The following is a 24,891-nucleotide window of genomic DNA, read 5'->3' on the forward strand; positions in this document are numbered from 1 at the left end:
AAAACAAAATGAGCGAACTCACACAAAAAGCCATCAAAGAATTGCTGGCAAAACTATCTTCCGACGCATCGTCGGGCAACTTGATTTACCGGCAAGGGCAAAGCCTCTACCTCAACGGACAATGCACGCAGCTTATCGAATCGGAGCACCTGCACGAATTTTCGGTGAACGATAAGTATGGAAATTTTCTTGTAAAAATCAATACTGCCGAAGTGCCGACCGCCACCTGCACCTGCAACGCCGGCGCCATTTGCCGGCACCGCGCTGCTGCCTACATGCAGCTTTATGAGCTGATGTCGCTCAACGAAGACAAACCAACCCAGCCCGGCCTGAAATATACCCGCCGCGGCATGATAAAACGGGTGATGACTGAACGCATCGAAAAAGCTCGCCAAGCGGACTATACACTTCATTTTGCCGACAATATTTATGGCGAGCATATCCTAACCAACGAGCGCGGCACCAGCTATCATCTCACTTTTCGCAATTTCAAACAAAAATACGGCTACTGCTCCTGTCCTGATTATAATACCAACAAACTGGGAACCTGTAAGCATCTCCTCTATGCTTTCGATCGCACCACGGTAAATCCCGATCTTAAGCCGCACGAATTGCCGCGTTATCCTTTTATCGAGGTTTTTTGCGACCCACTGCACAACTACCGCATCAGTTGGTTTTATCCCGAAGGAGTGCAGGGCGAAGTGGCCGAAGTGTTGTACCGTTATTTTGGAAACAAAAGGTTTGTAACGGATGAGGAGGCTTTGGGTTTGCTTGGTTTTTTTAATGTAGTCGATCGTTACAAAGAAATCCTTGTGCGCCCCGAAGTGTATGCGCGTGTGCAAAAGTTGGCGGAGGAGGAGGAACTGCTGCGTCTGGCAAAAGAAAAAGTGCTCGACTTCTCTTTGATAAAAGCGCAATTGCTGCCTTTTCAGCGCCAAGGGGTGGAGTTTTCCACATTTAAAAAAGGAGTTGTGCTGGCCGACGATATGGAGCTTGACAAGCCGCTGCAAGCCATCGCTACTGCGGTGATGAAAAAAGATGTTTTTGGTTTTAATCGCATACTTATTATTTGTCCGGCTACGCTAAAGCAGCAGTGGAAAAACGATGTCCTTCGCTACAGCAGCGAGCCTGTTCAGATTGTTGCAGGCGCCCCTGCCGGGCGGGAAGCTTTGTATGGCGCTGCAGGTTTCATCATCGTAAGCTATGAAATGGTTATGCGCGATCGACAGCTTATCGCAAATAACCCTCCCGACTTCATCATCCTCGACGAAGCGCAGCGCATCCGCGACTATGCATCCGTCACTTCGTTGGTCATCAAATCGCTTCCGCGAAAACATGCGCTGGTGCTCTCGGCTACTCCGCTCAGCTCGGAGCTTATCGATCTCTATTCTATTGTCATGTTTGTGGATGCTGAGTTATTGGCGCCCTTGTGGGAATTTTCTTATCAGCATTGCTATTTTGATGAAGACAACACAAATGTGGTGGCCGCCTACTACAACCTGGAACAGCTCGAACAAAGGCTGAGCAAGGTGATGCTGCGGCGCGAAAAAAAGGATGTGATCAGTCAATTGCCCGGATCAAGCCAGATTACTGCACCCGTTAAGATGTCGGAGAATCAGATTAGCAGATATCAGAAATATGCCCGTCAGGTGCTGGAAATTTTAAATCAGAAAATCTTTACGCTTTTTGATGAGCAAAAGGTAGCCGACATCCTTAAATTGATGTTGCAGATCGGCAACTCTACTTTTCTGGTCGACGACACCACCAATAGTTCACCCAAGCTCAGCGAGCTAAAGCACATCCTTTCGTACAAACTGCACATACGCAAAAGCAACCACCGCGTAATTATTGCCACACGCTGGATAAAGATGGCCAACATTATAGCGCGGACGCTGCGGCTTGGTCGGTTTGTGTTCGCCGAGCTTAATATAGATATGCCAGAAGCTGAGCGCTCGGCCGCGCTGACTCGTTTTATAGAAGATGATCAATGCAGGATATTACTTACCACCACCAAAGCACTTGGGCGGCAGGAGCTGCTTGCCGCAGATACGCTGATAAATTTTGAGCTTCCGCAAAATAGTGCTCCACTGGCGATGCAGCTTCCTTCAAACCTCACGATCATTAACCTGGTTGCTGAAGGAACCCTTGAAGAAAAAATGGCGGAGGGTCTTTTGCCCTGGCGTGCTGATACAGCCACTGCTCCCGCGGAAGTTCCGCCGCTGACGTTGCGCCAAACCTACCGCCAGGCGCTTACCCGGGTAATTGCCGACCTCAAGCCTGAGTCTCCCGAAGATGTTGCCCTTAAAGCAACTCCGGGGCAAATTTTGATGGATTTTGCCGCCGACGAATTTGAAGATTCATCCTCGGGTTCTGTTACCATTAAGCAGCCGGCCAGAAAGATCAAAAACGAGAATCCGCTGGATCATCAGCAAGTGGAGCCGATAATGCGCAGTGCTGCCGAGTTTTTTTCGCAATTATTCAAAATTACCACGGGGCAGCAAATTCAAATCTCCGACGATCTGATGAAATTTGATTCTGAAACCGGGGAGTTGACTTTAAAATTTAAAATCACCGGGAAGGGGTAATGTTCGTTGTTCCCTTCGGCTGCGTTCAGGGCAAGTGTTGTTCGTCGTTTGTTTTCCGAATCGCAAGTCTCTCGGGATTTCGCTACGCTTCCAGCAAATGCGGGATTGTTCGTTGTTTCCAAGTGGCTTCACAAGTTTTTATTTGTAAAGTTGCAAAATGTTTGCTTTCGAAAAGCTCAAGCCGGTGCTCTGTGTAAAACAATGTGTTACACTGTGCAAATATTAATTATTCCTTTCGGAAGTTTAAGTCAAGCTTAAATTTTCATTTGCAGATCACCAACCTAAACATAACTTCTGCTGAATGCGGGCTTCCGCCTTTGGACTGCCGGCTGTTGTCTGTCGACTGAAGACTTGCTTTCCTTGTGAGCCGCCAATAAAAAAGCCTATCTTTGCGCCCGTTTTTACTATAGTTTTTTACTCGCTAAGTACCGACTGTTAATGGATAGAAATACAATTACAGGACTCGTTTTAATCTTCGCCATCTTTGTTGGCTACATTTACTTCACTAAACCATCAGAAGAAGAACTTCTGCAACGTCAGCATGTTGCCGACTCCATCAGCATGGTGCGCGCCGGGCAGGCTCGGTTCGACTCACTCCTGCGCGAACGCCAGTTACAGCAGCCAGAGCAACAAGCCATTCAGCCCGATGTTGCAGCGGCATTAGATTCCATACAGCAGGCAGCCGTGGTCAATCGCCTGGGGTACTTTGCCGGCGCAGCAACCGGTGACGACGATGGTTTTATTCTTGAAAATGAAAAAATAAAACTTTTTCTTTCGTCTAAAGGTGGGAAAATCGTCAACGTGGAGTTGAAAAATTACCAAACCTACGACTCGCTACCACTATTTCTATACAACAACGACGATACACGGTTTGGCTACACCTTTTTCTCGGCCAACCGCAGCATCAATACCAACGATCTTTATTTTACACCACATTATACCGACAGCCGTTTTGACGGACAGGATTCCCTGTTTGTGGCCGGCGACGACAGCCTTACCTTTGCCATGCGTCTGCATCCCGACGGCGCCTCCGGCAGCTACATCGAATATGTGTACACGCTCTACGGTGATAAATACATGATGGATTACAAGCTCAACATTGTAGGGATGAATCAGGTGATAGATGCCGAAACCGCCTACTTCGATTTGAACTGGAAAGCTGACCTGCGGCGTCAGGAGGCTAGTCTCGACAACGAGCGAAACGAATCTACCATCTATTACAAATATATCCAGGACGATGTTGATTACCTCTCCGAACGGAAAAATGTAGAAGAAAAGCTATCCAGTCAGATAAAGTGGATCTCTTTTAAGTCACGGTTTTTCCTTTCCACCATTATCGCCGACCAGGCTTTCCCCAATGCACAGATTAATACCTTTACTGATTTAGAACAAACAGACAAGCATTATCTCAGGACAATGCAGGCGCTTATCGCAATACCATACAACAACACTCCAACCCAATCCTTTGGAGCCCAATTTTATTTTGGCCCTAACAAATACAGCACACTCAAAAAATTTCATATGCAACTTGAGCGGCAGGTGCCGTTGGGCTGGGGGTTCTTCTTGCTTGCATGGATAAACCAATACGCAGTGATACCCGTTTTCGACTGGCTGGGCGGCTATGGGTGGAGTTATGGCATCGTCATCCTCATTCTTACCGTGTTGCTCAAATTGGTGCTGTTTCCGATTGCTTATAAAACCTACAAGTCGTCGGCGCGCATGCGGGTGCTTAAACCCGAAGTGGAGGAGATCAACAAGAAATATCCAAAAACCGAGGATGCGATGAAAAAGCAACAGGAAACCATGGCGCTTTACAAAAAGGTGGGCGTAAACCCGATGGCTGGATGTCTGCCTATGTTGCTGCAGTTTCCGATTTTGATCGCCATGTTCAGGTTTTTCCCTTCCTCGATAGAGCTGCGCCAGGAATCTTTCCTTTGGGCGCACGACCTTTCGAGCTACGACTCTATTCTGGATTTGCCATTTAGCATACCGTTTTACGGCGACCATGTGAGCCTTTTCACCTTATTGATGACCATCTCCACAATCATCTATACCAAAGTAAACAACGAGATGATGGGTTCTGCAAATGCGCAGATGCCCGGCATGAAAATAATGATGTACATAATGCCGGTGATGTTTTTGGGGATATTTAATAATTATGCTTCCGGGCTTAGTTATTATTACCTGCTGGCCAACCTGATAACCTTTGCCCAGATATTTCTCATTCGGCGAACCATCGACGAAGATAAGATCAGGGCACAAATTCTGGCCAATAAGAAGAAGCCTTTAAAGAAGTCAAAGTTCCAGCATCGCCTCGAAGAGATTGCCAAACAGCGTGGTGTCGATCCTAAAACCGGCAAGCGGAAATAAACACACTTATTCGTCACATTGTGCCTGCTGTCTGAACCTGAAGCAGATATTCATAGCTTTTGGGTTTGCGCCAGCACTGCTGTAGGTTATGACTTTTCAAACTCTCAATTTACCTTACCCGGAAAGATAAACATTGGCAAGTCGCTGGCAGATAACAGCTCGCGGGTGTGATCCTTGGTAAACAAGCGCTTGAGGAAACTTCTGCGGTGGTTTACCACTGCGATGAGATCGATTTGATGTGCTCCGACATATTCATTTACACCCTCCAAAAAATCATCATGACGAATTACCTCGAAAGTAATAGGAGAGCCTTTGGCCACCTCGGCGGGAAACAGCTTCTGTAGGTTCTGCATACGGGCAGCGTCGGCAGGATAATCGTCGTCGATATCGATGTGGATACAGTGGATTTTCGGGTTATAATACCTGAGTAGTTCGATAAGTCGCTGCAAATCGCTGTCGTCCTCATCGTTGAAGTCGGTGGTGTAGAGAATATTTTGGAAGCCTTTGTATTGGGCTTCGCGAGGTACCGTAAGGATGCGGCATTCGGCATTCTTTACTACATTCGACGATACCTTTCCTGTAAGGATGTCTTTTCCGCCTTTGCCCCGCGTTCCCATGATGATGAGGTTGGGAGCATACGTCTCGGAGATGTTTAGGATTTCCTCCTCGGGCATTCCGCCGGTGAGGGTTTGCACAATGGTGACGTTGGTGATGTTTTCATTCACAAGCTGTTCTCTGAGGCTCGCCACCAGTTTTTCCATGTCAGCTTTGGCATCCTCACGAATCTTGGTGAGCATTTCCTGATTGTACATCTCGCCGGCATGGATGCTATATGGGATGCCGCTGTTGTGTACGATCATAAAGTCGAAATAGGCATGAAACAGCCGAAGCTCGCCGCCTGTGGTTTTGATAACCTCGAGGGCAAATTTACATACTGTTGGTGTATGTTCAGAAAAATCGACAGGGACAAGTATTTTTCTCATGATCATTTAGGTGTTAGTGAAAAACAAATGTACAAATTCCTATGACGGGCGACAGTTTTTTTTGAATTTTTTGAAATTAGACAGGTTGTTGGAATGGGGAAGAAGTTGTCGGGTTATTGGGTTTTTGATAGTGGGACTTATTTGGATTTTAAAATCCGACAGGAGTAAGAAAAACGATTGGGATCCCGGTCACTAAAACGTTCAAACCTCAATTTTTGCAACCGGTATGTGATAAAAGATCCACGGTTTAATAAGAAAGATGCTAAAAAGTGCCGATTTGTTCCCTGATATGTTTCCCCTATGAAAAAAACCGTTGCTAATTAATTGATTAACAACGGGTTTAAATTTTGAGTTGTAGCCCGTAGGGGAATCGAACCCCTGCTACCAGGATGAAAACCTGGCGTCCTAACCGCTAGACGAACGGGCCATTAATGTTGAAGAACTTACGCTTTCATTTGAAAACGGCTGCAAAAGTAATTTTAATTTTTAAACAAGCAAATTATTTTCCTCTTTTTGTAAAATAAAATGATGTTTTTCCTTTGAAGCAAAGAGATTTGCTTTTTTTAGAACCCACCACCGGCATCTTTATCAAAAAAAGAAAGCCGGTGGTGGATTTAATTTGATGCAAAAACGGTTAATACACTGCCAGCTCTTTGCGGTAGAACATTTCACCGCTCCGGGCAATCACAATATAAATACCTGGTCTGAAATCGGCTACGCTGAAGGTGTAGTTGCTGTTTCCGTCAGTTTGGCCGGCAAATACTTTTTTACCATCCAGGCTATAAATAGTAATTGCTGTGCTGGCGGAAGTTGCCGTTGGCAGGCCAATGGTTACCATATCAGCAGCAGGGTTGGGGAAGAGTTGTATCTGGTTGGTTTCGTCGGGGCCAGAAGTTATTCCTACCGTTTCGGGAGCATACCAGGCTTCCCATCCCTGACCGGAAATAGATTTATCGGTAATAAAAATGAGATAGAACTTTCCGCTGGGCGACGTAACTGGCGGGGGTAAATTATCGGGGGTGTAGTTACCGGAATATTCGGCCAGGAGCTGCATGTTGGCCTGGTCATAGATCAAAAGCTTATCATTGATTGGCTCGGTGTCGAAAGCGGTAAAATGCAAAGTGGTTTCGCCAGGTTCTGTTGGCATGATCATCCATTTACACATTTTATTGTGGGAGTAGTTGAAGTGTAAGCTGCCATCGCTGATTTCGTCCATTGGCTCGGTGAGCACCGTAAGGCCTTTGCACCAGGTAGGATGTTGCGAAGTGTATTCGGCAAGGAAACCATTGGCGGTGGGGCCACTACTACTTTTGAGCACCAACAACAATTCGTTACCCGATGAATTAATTACCGGTGGCAGGTTGCTTCCGGTATAGGTTCCTAAAAGGGATGCGCTGGCTGAGGCGCCATCATAAATGGTCAACTCATCATCTTCAGCAATATCAAAACGTTTAAATTCCAAAGTGATTGACGAAACAGAGTCTTCGGGCGACTGCGGGGCGATGAGCCAGCTTATTTCGTTGTCGGAAGCGTAATTTTCTACCGGGCCGCTGCCGTCTTCTATCGAACCGGAGCTGCCTGTGATTAGTTGCTGGCCTGTGTGGTTGTATGGATAATCACCGCCGGGAACAAAATTGATCACCGCTGCCTGTCCGCCGCTAAAGCCGCCGACACTGCTCAGGGTGTAAAACCCGTTTGAGCTTCCACTCCAGCCAAAGTTGAAATGAAAAAGATTGGCATCATCGTAGCCATCACAACAGAAGGCGTGGCCACCGCTGTTGTTGTACCCGGAGTAGTACATCGGTTGTCCGGCATCGATCTGTCCTTTCAAAAGGTCAACCCAGCCGGTGTTGGTGTAGTTCTGTTTTTGTTTTATAGTAGCGCTGCTCGAATATCCAAAATACTGTTTGATGGCACCCGGAACATCCCCGCTATACGCGCCGGAGCCGCTGGTACTGTACATCATTTCTACAGCCACACCACAGTGAAACTGCAACAGCGCGATGTCTGTCATCTCGTTGTCCATCTTTTCCTGCATGTTGTTATAAATGTACTCAGTTTCACCAAAGTTGGCAAATATGTAGCCGTAGCTTCCCCAGGTGTAGCCATGGCTGCCGGTTCCCTGCAGCGGGTAGCGCCAGTAATGCATCACCATCGACATGGCAGTAGCCACGCATCCGGCATACACGTGCCCGCCGGGCCCTGTCGGATCGGCCGGACAATACATATTGTAAGGGCTGTCCTGGTTCCACAAATTGATAAGCAGCGGCGGTACACCCCGCTCGTTGCTTTTGGTGCATAAAGTACTGGGGTTATCTGTCGAATATTTCTGCCATGCATCGCTAACTGACGCTTCAGCTTCGATGGCGCCGCTGCGAATGTATTCGATCTCATTTACGTAAGTTTCCAGAAAGCTGTCGAAGTTGGTATTGATGCCGGCATCCGAACAGATTCCTGCAAGATCATATCCAATGACGGGAGGCATAGCATCGTCGGCAGGAACGATGACGAAACCACCATTTTTGATATTAAAGATGTAGAGAGCAGCAGCTCCGTTGTCATCTTCTACTGTACGGATATCGGTAGTGGCCACGGCCGCATATTCGATGGGTTGTTGCTGATAGCTTCGCTCGAAATAGATATTATGCGCGACACGTTCGGCATCATTGACCGATACAGGGTTGCCGGCAAAAGTTATCTGCAAAAAAAGCAGCATCAGCGAAAGCAGTAAAAATCTATTCTTCATAATAATTTATAGCTTTTTGTAAAATTGTTAGCGTGCAAAATTAGTTAAATATTGCAAAACAAATTTCCAATACCAGGCTGAATGAGTTTTTTGATATTAAGATTTAGGAGAAAACAAAAAAGGCGACCCTTAATCGAATCGCCTTTTTTGCTTAATATTAAAGATAATGTGTTATTCCACAATAACCTTTTTAGTGGTAACACCATTAGAGCTTTCCACCGTCATCACATACATGCCTTGTGGCAACTGCGATACGTCGATGGTAAGTGTATTGTTTCCGTTGTGAGCGCTGTGTTGTGAGGTGTGAACCAACTGTCCGGTGATGGATGATAAGCGCACCTGAACCTGAGTCGGTGTGTTGGTAAAATAGCTTACTACGATGTTGTCTTTGGCAGGATTGGGATACACTGCAGTGATATCGAAAGGCACTTCTACAGGCTCGGCTATGCCCACCATACTTCCCGTGATAGTTACATTATCCACAAAAACGTTATCTCCTTCATTGAAGAATTTATCAATCAGGCGGCAGCTTGCATTAAGCGTCAGTGTAAAATAGGTGCCGGCCCATGAATCCAGGATAAAGTTTTGCACTACAAAAGGATCTTCATTGGTTTCGGGATTAAAGTTCAGCACACCGAATTCATTGGGGACCTGCACAGTATCGTTCGCCAGCACTCTGAACCATGAAAGTTTGTTGCCCAGGCTGAAAGTTTGTTTCAGATCGAGACTCATGGATAGCCACACAAATTCAGTAGCGTTTATGTTGCAGACATAAGCTGAAGATTGGAAATCGGTGTTGACATCCCATGCCTGTTCGGGGGTGGTATTGGTGGGGCCACCCTGCCAGCCTTGCAATGCAGTGTGGCCGGTAAAATGCAATCCGAACGCTCCTGTATTAGCAGCGCGACTATCTAAACTGATTCTGGCTTTGGGGCCGGCTATGAGTTCAAAATCCGTAGTAGTACCATCTTCAAAACCAGTCTCAAACGAAAGTACCATGCCGGAGATGTTCATAAAATCTATATAGGTAGAAGTGTTGCTGCCATTGGCGTTGGTAGCGGTGAGGCTGATGGTGTATTCGCCTGGCTCCAGAAATTCAATGATTGGATTCTGTGAAGTAGCCGAAGTGTTTTCGAGAAATAAATATTCGGTTGGCTGAATATCCCACAGCCAGGAGACAGGCTGATAAAGCGACATATCTTCAAAAATTACCGCATCCAGAATACAGGCATTGGTATCGCTTACCGCAAAAATTACATAAGGGGCGGGAGTAGTAGTAACCTCAATAAAATCTTCTTTTGTTATCGTTGTTGATCCGAAATCGTTGGATACTGTAAGGGTTACGTTATAGGTACCTGCATTGGCATAACTTACAGTAGGATTGGGGTTGGAAGAGGTAGCCGGAACGCCGCCCTCGAATGTCCAGTTCCAGGTAGAGGGAATTCCCAAAGAAAGATCAGTAAAATTAACTGCTGAGCCGGGAGTGATCAAAGGAACATCAGCCTTAAAGTCGACTACCGGTGTGTAAGGAACAGCGATCACAGCCTGGTATGCGTTAATGCGTCCTGCGCCAAGCATGCCAACATAGTCGGGGTTCAGCTCATAGATATCGTCGGAGGTGGTTTTCAGTATTTCCTCTACGTTGTCGGGTGAAAGATCAGGATTGATGGAAAGAATAAGGCTGCAAAGTCCTGCTACCATGGGGCACGCCATCGAGGTGCCGGAATAAGTGTCGTAATATCCGCGTATGGTAAAATCCCAGGTGCTGCTGAGCAATCCGGATGGGCCGTTGGTTCCGGAACCGCCCGGGGCAGACACGTCAACTGATACACTGAAGTTGGAAAAATCGGCTTTCTTGTCATTTTCGTCTGTTGCTGCAACCGAAATCACGTGGTTGTAGGCCGAAGGATAATGCAATAGGTCGTTGTCGTCGTTACCTGCAGCAGCTACGAATACGATTCCGTCGCTGTGTCCTGCATTGATGAGGTTTTGCACGGTGTTGTTGAACCCGGGACCGCCGTAGGACATGCTGATGACGTGAGCGCCATTGTTCATGGCCCACGACATGCCGTACTGTCCGTAGATGCCGTTGGGGCTATTGTCGTTGGCAGCCTTTACGGCAATAATGCTTGTGTTGAAACCAATGCCAGCTACGCCTATTTCGTTGTCGGTGATGGCGGTAGCCAAACCCGAGCAGTGTGTTCCGTGCGACCACTCGCCTGGATCGCCACCAGCGGGAGGATTGGAGCTATTGGTATTATTCATCACATCACGCTGCAGCACGATTTTGTCGGCAAGGTCAGGATGGATAGACCAGATAGCATTGTCGACAATGGCTACTTTTATTTCCGGATCGCCATGTGTGATGTCCCAGGCTTGTTCTGCTTTAATTACATCCAGATGCCAGTTCCAGTTGTTGAGGCCACTCACCAGATTGTAAAGTGTGTCGTTGGGTTTATAATCGATGTATTGCATCGTGACTTTCTCAGCATATTCTATTTCCGGGTGTTGTTCCAGCGCGGCGATAGCTTCTTCCAGCCGATAGTGGTCGCGAAGCTTCATTTCGAAGGTTTGTAACAGTTTATTATCATTACGATAGTCGAAAGGACGGGTGATAGCTTGTACATCAAAAGCTTCGACAAATTCAGCAAAGTAAGCGGCATCGGTAAGGCTTACGGTTTTGTTAGCATCAACCTGTAGGTTGTGCGTGTAGGAATCGATGAATTTGACGTACAAACTGCCATCGATGTAATACTTTTCATAGTTTTGTGCCATTGTTTGCACACTTAAAAGCATCGTTGCCAGTAAGGTGAATAACAGCGGCTTGAGCATTCTTGAAGTAAACTTTTTCATGTTTTCGCTTTTATTTTCGATTAGTTAAATGATTACACTATTGATAATCAGTATTTAATAAACACTCGGAAGCGCAAAATTATTAAAAAATTTTAAAACTCATCAATAAAATGATAATGAATATCCTGATTAAGAACATTAAAACACTCGTCCAGGTTGATAACTCGCTACGGAGCAAAGCTTCTGGTAAGGAAATGTCGGAGCTGGGAACCATCGACGATGCCTTTATTTACCTGTCGGATGGCAAAATCAACAAATTTGGTAAGATGACTGATTTGTCGAAGTTGCCTGAGTTGCAAAACCAAAACAATTATCAAACGATAGATGCTGCCGGCGGAATGGTGTTCCCTGCATTCTGCGATTCGCATACACATTTGGTGTATCCGGCCAGCCGCGAAATAGAATACATCGATAAGATAAAAGGACTTTCTTACGAAGAGATAGCAAAACGGGGCGGGGGCATTCTTAACAGCGCCCGCAAGCTGCAGGAGATGTCGGAGGAAGAACTCACGGAGGATGCACTCGGGCGGTTGCAAGAGATTACCCGATACGGTACCGGTGCCGTGGAGATCAAAAGCGGCTATGGCCTCACCACCGAAAGTGAGCTGAAGATGCTGCGCGTCATCCGCCGCCTCAAAGAGCTGTCGCCGCTCACCATCGTTTCTACTTTTCTGGGAGCGCATGCCGTTCCGCTGGATTACAAAGGAAGACAGGAAGAGTATGTGGATATGATTATTAATGAGATGATCCCGGTAGTGGCCTCCGAGGAACTTGCCGACTACATTGACGTCTTCTGCGATCGTGGCTTTTTTACTGTCGAAGATACCGATCGCATCCTGAATGCAGGGATGAAATACGGGCTGCCACCAAAGATTCATGCCAACGAACTCGACTATTCCGGAGGCATACAGGTAGGTGTGAAATATGGTGCGCTGTCGGTGGACCATCTGGAATACACCGGTGATGCTGAGATACAGGCGCTGCTTGGCTCCGATACGATGCCGACTATTTTACCCGGAGCTGCATTTTTTCTGAACATGCAGCTGTCGCCAGCCCGCCGTATGATTGATGCAGGACTGCCCGTAGCGATGGCCAGCGATTTTAACCCCGGCTCTTCACCGTCGGGCAACATGCAGCTTATCCTCTCGATGGCTTGCATACTCTACCGCCTCACACCCGAAGAAGCCATCAACGCTACCACCCTCAACACCGCCTATGCCATGGGCCTCAGCGACGAGCTGGGCACCATCGCCATCGGCAAAAAAGCCAATCTTTTCATCACCCGACCCATACCTTCCATAGCCTACATGCCCTATTATTTTGGTGCGAATAAAGTGGAAAAGGTGATTTTAAATGGGAAGATTGTGTAAAGAAAAGCCAGGTGCGAAGAGTAACATCGAAGGGGATTTGTAGCTCTCTTAGAATTACATCCAAACTTTTTTCACCAATTAATACAAAAGAAGTTTTCTGTTTTTATCGTGATCAACAATTAATACCTTTCGTTATGAAAAAGATCATTTTCATCTGTTTACTTTTTCTGGGAAACATGGCCGTGGTTTTTGGCCAGCCTCTTTCTTACACACGACTAACCAATGGGCTTACAACACCGGAGTTCGATAAGGGGCGCAGCGGTTTCTGTATGGATGATATCAATATGGACGGCCATATCGACATCCTCACCGTTGGCGATCATGGGTCGCCTAATTTCGGAACAACACAGCACGGCATCATCGTGTGGTTTGGTGACGGACATGGGAATTTTGAAAACTTTATGAATGGGGATTTTGGATACGGTTCAATTGTCGTTGGCGACGTGAATGGCGACGGACACAAAGACGTTGGTTATGGCATCCACCACAACTACTCTTCCACCAACTTTGGCGATCAGATTCTTGAGGTGGCTCTTGGCGATGGCACCGCTCAAAACTGGACTACCTGGGACGAAGGTTTGGCCACCAATGGCGAGACCTATGGCATGTCGGGGGTCGATTTTGGGGATGTGGACAACGACGGCGATCTCGACCTCGTAAGTATTTCCTTTGGGGCAGGGGCAGGCGTGCATGTTTATCTTAACCAGGGCGATGGTACCTGGCAACATAGCTTTGGGTTTCTTGATGGTAATTCAGAAAATCAGGTGGAGTTTGCTGATTTTAACAATGATGGTTATCTCGATTTTGCAGCAGCTCATGCTTTTGGCACGGTTTATTTTGGTGACGGAACGGGCAATTTCGTCAATAACGACCTTGGTTTACCGGCACTTGGAGCTTCTTCCAGCTTCCGAAGTATTTCAACCGGCGATGTTAATAATGACGGAGCGGGTGACCTTGCTTTGGTGCTGGTTGACGGAAGTGCTAAAGTGTTCGTTTGGGCTGATTTCGATGAACAATGGGTAGACTTTTCGGGTAACTTGCCCACCGGTGGCGATTATAGCTATGTTGCTTTGGAAGATATGAACAGCGATGGTTTTATTGATTTGATCGGAATGAGCAACACGGCTGTTGATATTTTTCTCGGCGACGGGACCGGCAACTGGACATTAGATGCGTCGGTTACAATTCCTGAAAGTGGAACTCCCAAGGCTTTCCAAGTCGGTGGTGACCTGGACAACAATGGCCGCCCCGACATGGTGATGCTTACGCTGACAGGTTCGTTCTATAGTTATAAAAATAAGATGTTTTGTTTTAAAGAAAGCTCTGCTGCCGAAAGTTTGTGGATTCAACCACGTTTTCCGCGGGGCGGCGAAAATTTCCATCCTGGCACTGCACATTTTATCAAATGGGCTTCTGCGGTACCCGCCGAGGGGAGCAGTCTTGTCGACATCGAAATATCTGCCTTTGGTCCTGATGGCCCCTGGTGGCTGTTAGCGCAGGATTTGCCCAATAACGGCAAACACCAATGGGTTATTCCCGATTATGGCTCCGATCAGGTCCATCTGCGTCTAATCGTAAAAAGTGAACAATTTGGTGCTGATACCACCACCAGTGCTGCTTTTAACATTTTTGGCGAGCCTACCAGCGTTGCCAATTCCAAGCCAGCGAATCAGCTACTTCTGTTTCCCAATCCTGGCTCAGACCACATTTATTTAAACGATGTCACCAATATCAAAAGCATTAGTTTTTTTGATGGTAAAGGAATTGAGGTAAGCGTAATTCATAATCCTTCTGATGCCGTCAATGTTTCGCAACTTCCCCGTGGATTGTATTATTTGCGTTTTATCTTTAATGATGGCACCATCAGAAATGAAAAGTGGATGAAGGTATACAAATAGTGACTGAAAGATAACTCCGACAACAGCAGAAAGAAGAACCTCAAAAATAAAAACCGGATCAAGGCGAAAGCAATGATCCGGTTTTATTATTAATAACTAAAAGATTTTTATCTGATCGTAACCTTATGAACGGAAACGTTTTCTCCGTCAGTGATTTTTACAAAATACATCCCTGCGGATAGCTGGCTGACGTCGATCCGTTCGTGTTGGCTGCAATTAACCTTGCTCAGCATCTTAACGCCTGTCGGGCTCATTATTTCGATGTTGCTGCCACCAGCAATTTCCAAATTCAGAACATTGCCAGCCGGATTGGGCCAAATGCTGATGCTCCGGTTTTCCTGATTGCCGGTTCCGGTGGTTGGGCTTCCAAACTCTTCGGTGGCCGGATAGAGGTAGAAATCCAGCGTAGTAGTACCGCCATTCACCAATTCCAAATTGTAAATGGATGATTGCAGATAGTCGGGGGCATCACACACCAGTTGGTAAGTGCCGCCTGGCAAACTCAGCGAGTAGTGGCTGCCAAAAGGAGTGGCGTAGGTCACCGCTCCAAAATCCCCATTGAGTGCCGATACCCAGGCGTTAGGTATAGATAGGTTGGTGGTTGCATCGCGCACCATTCCCTGAACCTTCCCGATAAATCCACCAATTTTCACCTGCACCGGATTACAGTGTTCTGATTCGCCTTCGGCGTAAAGAGCTGTAACGGCATACCAGTAGCTGCCTTCGGAGCAGTTGGCATCGATCCATGCGGTTTGTGTTACCATTTGATCAACCATCAAACCATCCCGGTAAACATTGTAACCGTTAAGCGTGAGTCGCTCGGGGGCGGCCCAGGTGAGGGTTACATCATCGCCGCTAACCTGTGCTGTAAGATTTTGGGGCGGTGGCAAATTCATTGGTTGGCCAATAATAACGGTGTAATCTTCTACTTCGCCATAACTTGAATTGCCACATGGCGCCGGAGCGGAGCTGTAGGTCATGCGTACGCGCATACGATACTGGCCGGATTGCTGCCCTGCGGGAGCAACAATATTTCCGGTAAATGTTGCGCCGCCGCCGTTACTTGTCAGCACGAAGGTCTCGTTGGAGTTGCTGCCTAAATCTTTGTCAAGATTCCAGTCGATCCATACGGTAACTTTGTCGCTGCTCCAGGCATTTCCGTTTGTGATCGTAATAGGCACAGGTACGCCAGGTTCCAGCGTAGTAGTAATGTTGGTGTAATTAGCCACACCGCCCTGCCATGAGCTGCTGTTATTGATGTCGCCAAAAACAACTTTAGAGATGTATTCGTCATTGTAGGTTGTAGAAGCCTCGCAGTAATCAGCGAAAAGAATCGACAGAACATCCTGTTGGTTGATGCCCATATTTGCGGTCATATTGATATTCAGTTCAGCCGTGTGACCAAAGGGTGTATTGGCAGCAGCATGAACCGTAAAGCTTGCTGTGCCGGTATTACCTGAGGTTAAATCACCAATTAGCTGTGGTGTTGTGGTAAGCACAGATACGTATGGATCGGTACTTTGGAGTTGTGCCTTCACACCAAAAGCATCAGCGCTGCCATTGTTGGCAATAGTTGCTGTAAGCACTGCTGTTTCGCCCGGATCTAAGAATCCATTGTTGTTGCCAGCAGCATCATTAATCACAAACGAATCGTATTCGAGCAAAGCCGAATAAGCCATGATTGTACACTGGCTTTCCCAGGTAGCAGAGCCTGTGGCCACAACGTTAATCGTTATGGGATGGCCTTCGGGAACATCGCCAGCAATGGTAAAAGCAAAGGCATTGCTGATGGTCTTGGTTGCTCCGGCAGCAATATTGCCAAAGTTATGCGATCCGTCGGTGATGGTGATGTAAGGATCGGTGGAGGTGATGGTTACCATTACATTATTAGCTATGGCAACGCCCACATTCTTCAAGGTGAAATCGAGCAGCACGTCACCATCAGAATATTCGAGGATGCCATTGTTGTTGCCGTTCACGTCTTTGATTGCATGATTATTATAAATAACATAGGGGCCTGTAGGAGGGATGCACTGAATGGTTTCGTCGATGGTTGCGCAGTTAAAAGCTGTAACTACTAATTGCACATCGCCGGGCAGAAAGTTGTTGGGGATAGAAACGAAACCAGCAGCATTGCTCATAGCCGAAATCGTGGTTCCATTTTGCGAAAGCGCTACCATGGCGTCAGCCACTGGAACTCCATTTTTTGAAATGGTAGTTTCAAAGGGTGTTCCTACCAGCATTACGTTGTTGCTATGGGTAAGGTTGGCGGGGGTGGCGGTGCGTATCTGCATGGATGGGTCGCCAAAGAGAATCCAGGTTTGCGCCGTTTCCAGGTCGCCAGGCGATTCGGTAATCATCAGCACCAGTCCATTAAAAACGATCGAGCCGAAGCTGTGACGTCCTTCGGTGGTGGTGATTCCGTTTTGTCCGGGATGCAGGTTGTAGTCGTAGCCACCGATGACAAGATCATTAAAATAATCCTGTCCGCGCATGGGCGGATCCCATGATTGGTTGATGGTGGACATCACCGTTCCAACCGCGCCGCCGCCCTGCTGGTTCATCCAGGCTTCGGCGAAGCAGTAGGTGCTATGATAGGCGCCATTAACGCAGGCAACAGAGAAAATAATGGGCAGCTTGGTGCCATTGGTCAGGCTGGCGATGTGGCTGTTGCTGAAGCCGGAGCTTCCCCATGAAGTCGATGAGCCGTGGCCGCAATAGTTCATAACACTGGTGCCCGTTTGCAAAGCCGCCGTTACCATGGTAGGATTTGCTGCCGGGTCGTAGATGGCGTTGTGCACGTTATAGGTGAACTGGCTGAGTTTGTCGTCGTAGATAATCTGAATGTGCTCGTAGTCGTATTCACCATCGTCACCGGTGCCCTGGCTGCTGGCCACGCCGGTGGCTTTGCTGTACCAGTTGGCACCCAGGTCGGGCTCTTTTTCGTAGGTTACAATTTTATTTACCTGTGTTGCTACTCCGGCGGCGCTGTTGGCTGCCAGACGTCCCACACAAATATCAAAATAGTTGTCGTTGCCCACCACGCAGCCTGTCACCGGGTCGGTAGGAGTGTTGCCGCTGCTGGCGCATTTTATATCCGCCCAGTCGCCAACCAGCAAAACGTACAGAATGTTGTTGTTGGCGTTGTATTGGGTCTGAACAAGGTTGTCCACATTGGTGCCGGTGGCCACCACTTCTTTGTGCACCACAAAACCTTTTTGCTGTTTCCAGTCGATGTAGGGCTGCATAGCTGCCTCGTCGCGGGCGGTGCAGTAAATCAGGATTTCGCCATTGTCGGCAATGGTCAGATCGGTAATAGGAGAGGTGTAATTAATAAATGCACTTTCGTAAATACCAATCATCTCACGAAGCGGAATATCGGTGGTTGCGTGGTGCGGATTCACGGCCGGTGCATCGTTTTCGATGAGTTGCACCGTCATGGTGTGATACACCCGCAGGATGTTGCGTGCGGGATTGTAGCGCACCGGATAAACGGTAACGGTGGCGCCTCTCACATCTTTAATAATATAAGGTGAAGTGATTTCGGCATCCTCAGCAGGATAAAACCTGTCGGTGACCGACTTTGGGTCGATGACGTAGGGGATGGTCGAAGGATCCTGATCACGATAAATTACTCCTCGCGAAGGCAACATCGGGTGGGTGAGTTGGTAATCGGTGTAGCTGCCCGGATTCACCTTCAGATCATAACTCTTGGTATTGCCCAGTTGGAGCGCCGAAGTGGCAAACGGAATTTCAGCCCAGCCGGCCTGCTCGGTGTGCAGCCTGAAATCAGTAATCAGCTGTTGATAAGTTACGCCATCGTAAACAACCTCATCGAGCTGTATTTCGCCGGTTGTAAAAAGCAGCTCCATGCTTTTCGCATCGGGCTGATTGTAAACAACTTCAAAGCCCTTGTCGGCAGCAATGAGCTGCATGCATGAAAGCATTAAAATAGTAAAGATCAGTCGTTTCATAAAGTAAAAATTTTGGTTAATAATGATTAAAAATTTGTTTTAGAAAAAGCGGCTCAAGATACAACTATTTCAAAAATCGTGACACCGGATGATAAGAAAAACAAGGTAGCCAAAGACAGGTCACGGTGTAAATTGCAAAAGAATAAAAGACAAAAGATAAAAGACAAAAGAAAAAAGGGAAAAGATAAAGTAGTTCCAAAAAAACAAGCAACCCGACAACCCGACACTTTACTGGCATGTCGGATGTCCACTCGCAGCACAAAGAGAATTTTGCGCTTTGTACCTGATGTCTTTCCGAAAAAGCTACATTTGTGGAGTATTAATAAAATTACCGATGATGTCAGAAGTCAATCCGGAAACCGGTCAGCGCACCTGTCCCGAATGTGGAGAACCCATCGTAGGGCGCGCCGACAAGAAGTTTTGTAGCGATATGTGTCGCAACGCCTGGAACAACAAGCAAAACCGCACCACCACCAACTACATGCGTCGCATCAACGCCATCCTGCGCCGAAACCGTCAGATACTGAGCGATCTGGTGCCCGGCGAAAAGCACACCGTGCACAAGGAAATGTTGGTGAAGCAGGGTTTTGTCTTCGATTATTTTACCAATACCTACACCACCAAGACTGGACGCATTTATTACTTTTGCTACGAAATGGGATACCTGCCAATCGATAACGATTTTTATGCTGTGGTCAGACGCAATGAACAATAAATTTAAAACTACTTCTGTGAAATGGATGCTGATTTTAGTGTTCGGAGCATTCTACCTGGCTGTTAATGGCCAATCACCAAAATTTACACTTGTGCCAGTGCAACCACCCCTCGAGGTTTCGATACTGACCAGCGGTCCCGGCTCCGAAATTTACGCGCTTTTTGGCCACACCGCTTTGCGTGTGCGCGATGAGCAATCCGGCGCAGACTACGTTTACAACTTTGGCACCTTCGATGAAGACACCGACGGATTCTATCGGAAATTTCTTGCCGGAACGCTCAAATACAAAATTACCCGCTCCACTTACCAGCAATACATGGCCGAATATATCGCCGACAATCGCTGGGTTTATGAGCAGCAGGTGCTTGCCGATCCTTTGGCACTTCAGCTTCTGGTCGATTCGCTAAGTACTTTGCTCCTGCCCGAAAATCGCAGTTATCTCTATGGTTTTTTTACCAACAACTGCTCTACGCGTGTTTTTGATCTGGTGTTGTTTTTTGCACAGAATCGGGTTTCGTCCGACACGCTGCTAAAATCTACCGGCATTACTTACCGACGCGCGCTTAAACCCTACATTGCAGGTTATGCATGGCTGAATGTTGGCATCAATTTTTTGCTTGGTCCTTTTGCCGACCAGCCGATGTCGCGGCTGCAAAGCACTTTCCTGCCCGAAAGCCTCATGCACGTCGCTGCCAACATCGGAGTTGCCACACTGCCACTAAGCCTTTTCGATGGAACCTTCGCACCGCCGGCACTGCTGGAATCCAACGTCCCAATAATTCTCTTTTGGATGCTTTTGCTGGTGCTGATTGCCGAAGCGTTTGTTATGAAACCTTCCGTGCGCCGCAGCGATATCATCGACATGATTTTATTTGCATTCAGCGCCCTCCTCGGATTGCTGCTTTTGTCGCTTTGGCTGTGGAGTCTTCATGTGCCTTTGCATCTCAATTTTAACCTGCTTTGGGCAAATCCGCTCAATGTGCTGGCTATTTGGGCTATTGCCACCCGCCGCAAACTGCTCCTGCGTATATGGCTCATCATCTATCTTCTAATGCTCTCTTTTATGATCATCAACTGGTCGCGTATGCCGCAGGTATTCCCGCTTGAACTTATGCCTGTAGTAACGCTGCTTGCTTTTCGTACTGTAAATCGCCTGTTTCGCTTTCGCAAAATAGAAACCAGAGTGGAGGAAGAAGTGATGGTATAGGTCGTCTAAATGAGAAATTTTATCGGGTTGTCAAATCGTCAAAATTGATCGTAGGCCTACAATATCTTTTTATAATTTGGCGGCTGACGGCTTTCCGCTATAGCTGTTTTCCATTGACATTAGCGGCTTTGCGATAATTTTTCTTCTTTTTAAGAAAACAAAAGCTTTTCACTCTTTACACCCCGGAAACACGAGATTGCGGCTGGCCGACATTTTTATAAAATAAGATTTCCCCGGTTTGAGTACCGGCATAGTATTTATACTGTGTTCCGGCCAGTAAACGCCGGTTCCGGCAGCCTCTTTCACAATTATCAGCTTGGTGATTATATTGTTGAAAAGCTGGGCAGTATTTACCTCGCATGCCGATAATACCGAAATAAGATTCCAGCCTTTGACAAGGGCGATGCTCATGCTGCTGTTGGTAAAACCATTGAACGGAAGCTGACAGTTGTTGCTGACTTTTATCATGTACCCGTTTTTCACATTCCAGTTTCCAAGCGTGTTGATGCCGTATTCGGGATAATAATAGCCGGCAATTCCATTCACCATTATCACTTTGTCATCAATAGGTGCGAAAATAATGTTCATGTCGGCAAATGCCGGTATCAGATGCGACGAAATGCTGTTCCATCCAGCTGTAAGCGGATAGCTTTGTTGTATGGCTCCCAGACTCACATTTACCGGAACCGAAGGAGCTGACTCGTCGCCGTTGAAAACCGTAGTGACGTGATAGGTGTAGGCACCTGATGAGACATTAATATCGGTGTAAGCTTTACCGGTTACCAGCGAGGTGTTTATTTTGGTGTTGTTGCGGTAAACGTTATAGCCAATCAAATCCCTGGTGCTATTGAAAGCTTCACCGTAAGCGAGGACGGGGTTTATTTTGATCTCTCCTGTTGGTTCAGTGTATGTAGGTTCTTCCAGCCATTGTCCCTGAGCCATTGCTTTGCCACCTGCAGAAATATCTGCATAAACGTGCATCGAAAAATTTCTATCAATACCATGACTGGCCAGGTTATACCAGTTGGTACCGTCAAATGAAACCAAATCTCCTTTTCCGACTACTGCCGGGCCGCTGTCCAAACCGATCGTTGGGATATTATTGTTGGCATTGGTGACCTGAATCGCAATAAATAAATCGTGGTCAGCGTCAATTTCAACCGGCATGGAAAGCTCAAAAGTGTTCCAGCTATTGGCAACAATGTCCGTTAGTATTTGGGAATAGATGAGGTTGTTGCCGGCAGCGCCCTTATAAAATTTAAGTTGATAGCCCGCATTGGCATCTCCTATGTTTGCAGCAAAACGCGTCAGATACAACCCGTCGAACTCTTGCAGATCGGTGGGAGTGAATCGCAAAGCCATGCGATAGGTGTCAATGCCCGACAGTGAAAAATAACTCCACGTAGAGCCATCGTCCCAGTGTATCCACTGCGGCTGGGATGATGCTGACCAAGTCAAATTTACATTATTGCCAATGACCTCAGCCTGAAGATTGACTGGGGGAACAATATTTGGTTCAAGGGCGGCTTGCTCCGGGATCACTCCTGCCTGCAGAGCGCCTGCAGTTAAAATGCTCAGAAGCATAATGCTTAGGTAAAGATACTTTTTCATAAAGGTAGATTTTGGTTTAATTGATACAAATAATAATGACTGCGAAAGAATATCAAATTCGAATAACCATTTTGGCCCTATGTTGTTTATAAAAACAAAAAACAAAAACATGAATAAAGCCGGCAGAATACTCTTTTATCTTTTCCTCGTCATAGTAGGTTCCTATTATGCTTTTCACGGGCTCATAGCTGCGCAGGGTTTTCTGGTGCCACTGGTAGTAGCTCTATTATTGGCAATGGTGGTTCTGCCGGTTGCCGGCAAACTGGAGCATTGGGGGCTCGGTCGCGGAATTGCTTCTTTTCTTGCTGATTTGTTGCTGATGATCGCAACTCTTGGATTCGTGTTTGTGCTTGGCGCTCAGATTAGCCTGGTAGTGGACGACTGGGATAAAATTACCGACGAGCTGAAGCCGAAGATTGATAATGCCATTGATTATGTGGAACAAAAGGGAGGTATCTCGCTCGACAAAATGTTTACCATGCCCTCATTTTTGCAAGGTAACGCCGACAGCACCGATATAGCTCTACAAGATAACGGAGATGCAGCAAAGCAGAACGATAGCCCAGCTAACTCGTCACAGGACACCCCTTTTGGCTCTTTCTCCGGTCAAAAGATACTCACAGGTGCAGCCAATTCAGCCATGACACTGTTTGGCTTTTTGGGAACACTGTTACTGGTATTTATCTATGTTTTCTTCTTATTGCTTTATCGCAACAAACTCAGGAAGTCGCTGCTGCGAATGGTCTCGGATGATCAAAAAGAACGTGCCAATCAAATCATCGCTAAATCCATCACAGTGGCCAAAGCCTACCTGGCCGGACGATTTATCATGATGATAATTCTCACCGTCTTTTACATTATTGGATTTTTATTGCTCGGTGTCCAGTATGCCATTTTTGTTGGCATCATTGCCGCAGTGCTTTCAATAATACCTTACTTTGGAAATATAATTGGCGGCGGCATCGCATTATTGTTTGCCCTGATTTCAGGTGGCGAAATAGGGACATTGATTGGTGTTACTGCCGTTTTCGTGGTTGCACAATTTGTCGAAAATAATTTCCTGGAACCTTATATCATAGGCAAAAAGGTGTCGCTTAACCCTATTGTTATTATCATTATCGTCATTCTGGGAGGAGCCGTGTGGGGCGTAGCAGGAATGATACTTGCCATTCCTGTTACCGGAATATTAAAGGTGATCTTTGATGCTGTGCCCGTTATGCAGCCGCTGGGCTATTTGCTCGGCAACGAAGGCATTGGCGACAATGGAGATGGAATGATGAAAAAGTTGCAAAAGAAAATCAAGAATATCTTCCATAACTAAGCGCCCGCGAATTCACACGATGGCTTATCAACGAATTCACACGAATTAGGCTAATTCATACGAAAAAGAATTAGCGAAAAATCGCAGATAGATTTTCTGATTGGTTTTTTGCGAAAGCTACAAACCACGGATTGAGTAGGTTAGGTTTGTTGTAATGCACAGGAGCTTTGGTGGCATAATCCAGCACCTGACCTCCCGAGGCTTCGACGATGGCTTGTCCGGCTGCGATGTCCCATTCGCTGGAGGGCGCAAGGCGTGGATAAACATCAGCACTACCTTCAGCAATCAAGCACAGCTTGAGCGAGCTGCCGCGCGACAGCATGGTGATTTCCTGTTGCTGTTTTACTTTATTAATAAATGATTGCGTATCCGGTGTAAGATGCGACCGGCTAACAGCAACAACCACGCTGCTGCGATCCTGTGAAAGCGGAAGACGTTCTGCGCGGGCATGAAGTAAGGGGGGGGTAATATCTGTAGATAAATGTGTGTCGAACTCGCAGCGCCACGCTTCTTCAGTTTGAGTGTTACCATAATAAAGTTGCCGCGTCACCGGACACCAGATAACGCCCAGTACTGGTGCCTGACCCTTGATCAGCGCGATGTTGACAGTAAACTCGCCGTTTCGCTTTACAAACTCTTTGGTGCCATCCACCGGATCGACAATCCACAAGGTTTCCCATTTCTGCCGATGATCGTAGGGCAGATGTTTTCCCTCCTCGCTCAATAACGGAATACCTGTGGTGGCCAGTTGTCGGTTGATTACCTCATGTGCCCGCTGGTCAGCTTCGGTTATCGGGCTATGGTCGGCTTTAAAGTCAACGGTAAAGTCGGTTTCGTAAATTTTCATGACCTCATCGCCCGCCAGCAAAGCAGCGCGGATGGCAAGTTGCAAATGTTCTTGTAAATTCATCATCGTGTCATTGGGTTGCCGCGTTGTCAAGTTGTAAGGTCGCCGGGTTTTGTTTTAATATGCTCAATGTTTATAAAAAAGGTAACAGTTTCGCTGATGCTATTTTAAAATCAAATTATTCAACTTAGAATTTTTTTAAAAAGATGCCACTCAACCCCTCAATCCCCTGAAGGGGAAGCCTCCCGCACACTTTGGCTTGTGCGTTGGCAGCTACCCCTTCAGGGGGCTGGGGGGTGCGCGATGGATTTTTATAAATCTATAGGATTTGTCTTTGATGTTGTTTTTTAAAATTGATCACTCAAATGCTTAATAAAAAAGTCAAATTTCAAAATATTCATCTTTTTCTCC

The 24,891-nt window shown here is 46.8% G+C and carries 13 protein-coding genes and 1 tRNA gene; 7 read left to right on the forward strand and 7 right to left on the reverse strand.

Annotated features, from left to right (window positions below; all coding sequences use genetic code 11):
• Positions 1 to 8 precede the first annotated feature (8 nt).
• Both VFC92_08170 and yidC read left to right on the forward strand, forming a co-directional pair.
• Positions 9 to 2,585: an SNF2-related protein gene (locus tag VFC92_08170; protein ID HZK08163.1), complete on the forward strand. Its 2,577-nt coding sequence runs from the start codon at positions 9 to 11 to the stop codon at positions 2,583 to 2,585.
• A 438-nt stretch (positions 2,586 to 3,023) separates the two neighbouring features.
• Entirely contained in the window at positions 3,024 to 4,955 is a 1,932-nt protein-coding gene (gene yidC, locus VFC92_08175; protein HZK08164.1) for a membrane protein insertase YidC, read from the forward strand.
• A 104-nt stretch (positions 4,956 to 5,059) separates the two neighbouring features.
• On the opposite strand, the gene VFC92_08180 is transcribed toward yidC, so the two are convergent.
• The 4 genes from VFC92_08180 to VFC92_08195 form a co-directional block, all read right to left on the reverse strand.
• Positions 5,060 to 5,938 carry a universal stress protein gene (locus VFC92_08180; GenBank protein ID HZK08165.1) on the reverse strand — a complete coding sequence of 293 codons (879 nt, stop codon included), beginning with the start codon at positions 5,936 to 5,938 and terminating at the stop codon, positions 5,060 to 5,062.
• Between the two features lie 355 nt (positions 5,939 to 6,293).
• Positions 6,294 to 6,365: transfer RNA gene (locus tag VFC92_08185), tRNA-Glu, on the reverse strand.
• Positions 6,366 to 6,572: 207 nt separating this feature from the next.
• Entirely contained in the window at positions 6,573 to 8,684 is a 2,112-nt protein-coding gene (locus VFC92_08190) for a C10 family peptidase (protein HZK08166.1), read from the reverse strand.
• Between the two features lie 171 nt (positions 8,685 to 8,855).
• The gene (locus VFC92_08195) at positions 8,856 to 11,537 is read right to left on the reverse strand and encodes a S8 family serine peptidase (protein ID HZK08167.1); all 2,682 of its coding nucleotides are present in this window, start codon (positions 11,535 to 11,537) and stop codon (positions 8,856 to 8,858) included.
• A gap of 116 nt (positions 11,538 to 11,653) precedes the next feature.
• On the opposite strand from VFC92_08195, the gene hutI reads away from it, so the two are divergent.
• Entirely contained in the window at positions 11,654 to 12,907 is a 1,254-nt protein-coding gene (hutI, locus tag VFC92_08200; protein HZK08168.1) for an imidazolonepropionase, read from the forward strand.
• A gap of 134 nt (positions 12,908 to 13,041) precedes the next feature.
• Positions 13,042 to 14,805 carry a T9SS type A sorting domain-containing protein gene (locus tag VFC92_08205; GenBank protein ID HZK08169.1) on the forward strand — a complete coding sequence of 588 codons (1,764 nt, stop codon included), beginning with the start codon at positions 13,042 to 13,044 and terminating at the stop codon, positions 14,803 to 14,805.
• A gap of 107 nt (positions 14,806 to 14,912) precedes the next feature.
• Here the strand turns inward: VFC92_08205 and VFC92_08210 are convergent, their stop codons facing one another.
• A complete protein-coding gene (locus VFC92_08210) occupies positions 14,913 to 18,779 on the reverse strand; it encodes a C25 family cysteine peptidase (protein ID HZK08170.1) in 3,867 nt (1,288 codons plus the stop codon).
• 334 nt (positions 18,780 to 19,113) lie between these two features.
• Here VFC92_08210 and VFC92_08215 point away from each other — a divergent pair, with 334 nt between their 5' ends.
• Both VFC92_08215 and VFC92_08220 read left to right on the forward strand, forming a co-directional pair.
• On the forward strand, positions 19,114 to 19,494 hold the full coding sequence (locus VFC92_08215; protein HZK08171.1) for a DUF2116 family Zn-ribbon domain-containing protein: 381 nt from the start codon (positions 19,114 to 19,116) through the stop codon (positions 19,492 to 19,494).
• A gap of 25 nt (positions 19,495 to 19,519) precedes the next feature.
• Positions 19,520 to 20,701, forward strand: coding sequence for a DUF4105 domain-containing protein (locus tag VFC92_08220; GenBank protein HZK08172.1), 1,182 nt, complete (start codon positions 19,520 to 19,522; stop codon positions 20,699 to 20,701).
• Between the two features lie 168 nt (positions 20,702 to 20,869).
• Here VFC92_08220 and VFC92_08225 read toward each other — a convergent pair whose 3' ends face one another.
• Entirely contained in the window at positions 20,870 to 22,312 is a 1,443-nt protein-coding gene (locus VFC92_08225) for a hypothetical protein (protein ID HZK08173.1), read from the reverse strand.
• A gap of 109 nt (positions 22,313 to 22,421) precedes the next feature.
• On the opposite strand from VFC92_08225, the gene VFC92_08230 reads away from it, so the two are divergent.
• On the forward strand, positions 22,422 to 23,633 hold the full coding sequence (locus VFC92_08230; protein HZK08174.1) for an AI-2E family transporter: 1,212 nt from the start codon (positions 22,422 to 22,424) through the stop codon (positions 23,631 to 23,633).
• 70 nt (positions 23,634 to 23,703) lie between these two features.
• On the opposite strand, the gene cysQ is transcribed toward VFC92_08230, so the two are convergent.
• Positions 23,704 to 24,546, reverse strand: a complete 843-nt coding sequence (gene cysQ / locus VFC92_08235) for a 3'(2'),5'-bisphosphate nucleotidase CysQ (GenBank protein HZK08175.1) — start codon at positions 24,544 to 24,546, stop codon at positions 23,704 to 23,706.
• Between the last annotated feature and the right edge of the window lie 345 nt (positions 24,547 to 24,891).

The sequence above is a fragment of the Bacteroidales bacterium genome (assembly GCA_035647615.1).
Classification (GTDB): Bacteria; Bacteroidota; Bacteroidia; order Bacteroidales; family 4484-276; genus SABY01.